Here is a 2,131-nt window from a genome sequence, read left to right as displayed (position 1 = left end):
GTCCGGCAATCTCTTTCGGGGCTTCGGACAGGCTCATCCCTTCACCTCTCGGGGTAGGCCGAGCACCCGCTCGGCGATGATGTTGCGCTGGATCTCGTTGGACCCGCCGTAAATGGTGTCCGCGCGAGTGAACAGGAACAGCCGCTGCCATTCGTCGAACTCGCCGTCGGCCAGGGTCAGCCCCGGCTTGCCGATGACGTCCATGGCCAGCTCGCCGAGGTCGCGATGCCAGTTGGCCCACAACAACTTCGACACGTTGTCCTGTCCGGGCTGCTCGACATCCATGGTGGCCAGCGCGTAGCTGCGCATGGCCCGCAGCCCGGTCCACGCCCGGGTCAGCCGCTCGCGGATGAACGGGTCCTCGGCGGCGCCGGTCCGCTGGGCAAGCTCGGCGAGGTTGGAAAGCTCACGGGCGTAACGGATCTGCTGCCCGAGCGTCGAGACCCCACGCTCGAAGGTCAGCGTCCCCATGGCGACCCGCCAGCCGTCGCCGGGCTCGCCGACCACCAGAGAGGCCTCGGTGCGGGCGTCGTCGAAGAACACCTCGTTGAATTCCGCGGTGCCGGTGATCTGGACGATCGGGCGAACCTCCACGCCCGGCTGATCGAGCGGGACCAGCAGGTACGACAGGCCGGCGTGGCGCTTGGAACCCTTTTCGGTGCGCGCGACCACGAAGCACCATTGCGACAGGTGGGCCAGCGACGTCCACACCTTCTGGCCGTTGATCACCCACTCGTCGCCGTCGAGTTCGGCGGTGGTCGCCACGTTGGCCAGGTCGCTGCCGGCACCGGGCTCGGAGTAGCCCTGGCACCACAGCTCGGTGACGTCGAGGATGCGCGGCAGGAAGCGCTGCTGCTGTTCGGGCGTGCCGAAGGCGATCAGCGTGGGGCCAAGCAGCTCCTCGCCGAAGTGGTTGACCTTGTCCGGGGCGTCGGCCTTGGCGTACTCCTCGTAGAACGCCACTCGGTGCGCGGTGGACAGGCCGCGGCCGCCGTGCTCGACCGGCCAGCCGAGGCACGTCAGTCCGGCCGCGGCGAGGTGCTGGTTCCATGCCCGGCGCTCCTCAAACGCCTCGTGCTCGCGTCCGGGCCCACCGAGGCCCTTGAGAGCTGCGAATTCGCCGACCAGATTGTCGGCGAGCCACTGCCGGACCTCCGCCCGGAACTCCTCGACGTCCTGCATGCCCTGTAGGCTAACCTACCAAGCACTTGCTTTGTAGCTCGGTGACGATGCGCGCCGCGGGGCGGCGTGAGGAGAAACCGGGCAATCAAAATCGCGTCAGCGCCGCTACAGGAGCATCCCATGACCAACGATCCGCGCACGGTGCCCGCCGCGCTGGATCGTTTCGCGAGCCGGCTGCCCGATCACGACGCGCTGATCACCGACGAACGATCCTTCACCGCCGCCGGCCTGCGCGACGAGGTGCACCGCGCGGCCGCCGCCCTCATCGATCTCGGCGTGCGGGCGGGCGACCGGGTGGCCGTCTGGTCGCCGAACACCTGGCACTGGGTGGTGGCCTGCCTGGCAATCCACCACGCCGGGGCCGCGATGGTGCCGCTGAACACCCGCTACACCGCCGCCGAGGCCAGCGACATCCTGGCCCGGACCGGCGCCCCGGTGCTGTTCGGCATGGGCCGCTTCCTCGGCCACGATCGCCTGGCCGACCTGAACCGCGCGGCGCTGCCCGCGCTGCGGCACATCGTGCGGATACCGGTCGATGCCGACGATCCTGTTCCGGCGACCTGGGACGAGTTCATCGCGCGCGGCACCGACCTCGACGCGGTCGCGGCTCGCGCGTCCGCCGTCGTCCCCGATGACGTCAGCGACATCCTGTTCACCTCCGGCACGACCGGACGCAGCAAAGGCGTGCTGTGCGCGCACCGGCAGTCGTTGTCGGCGTCGGCCTCCTGGGCGGCCAACGGCAAGATCACCAGCGACGACCGCTATCTGTGCATCAACCCGTTCTTTCACAACTTCGGGTACAAGGCCGGGATCCTGGCGTGCCTGCAGACCGGGGCGACGCTGATTCCGCACCTGACCTTCGATCCGCTGCGCGCACTGCAGGCCATCGAGCGACACCGCATCACCGTGCTGCCCGGGCCGCCCACCATCTACCAAACCCTGCTCGACC

At 69.1% G+C, this 2,131-nt stretch carries 2 protein-coding genes; one reads left to right on the top strand and one right to left on the bottom strand.

Translation table 11 applies throughout. From position 1 onward, the window contains the following. Nucleotides 1–33: 33 nt before the first annotated feature. Entirely contained in the window at nt 34–1,182 is a 1,149-nt protein-coding gene (ipdE1, locus tag A5622_RS02255) for an acyl-CoA dehydrogenase IpdE1 (RefSeq protein ID WP_066859669.1), read from the bottom strand. Between the two features lie 120 nt (nt 1,183–1,302). Here ipdE1 and A5622_RS02250 point away from each other — a divergent pair. After that, on the top strand, nt 1,303–2,131 hold an 829-nt coding region (locus A5622_RS02250), incomplete at its 3' end, for an AMP-binding protein (protein WP_082994509.1).

Source organism: Mycobacterium sp. 1245801.1 (genome assembly GCF_001673055.1).
GTDB lineage: Bacteria > Actinomycetota > Actinomycetes > Mycobacteriales > Mycobacteriaceae > Mycobacterium > Mycobacterium europaeum_A.
The sequence above is the reverse complement of the archived record's forward strand: the minus strand, read 5'-3'. Positions and strand labels throughout refer to the sequence as shown.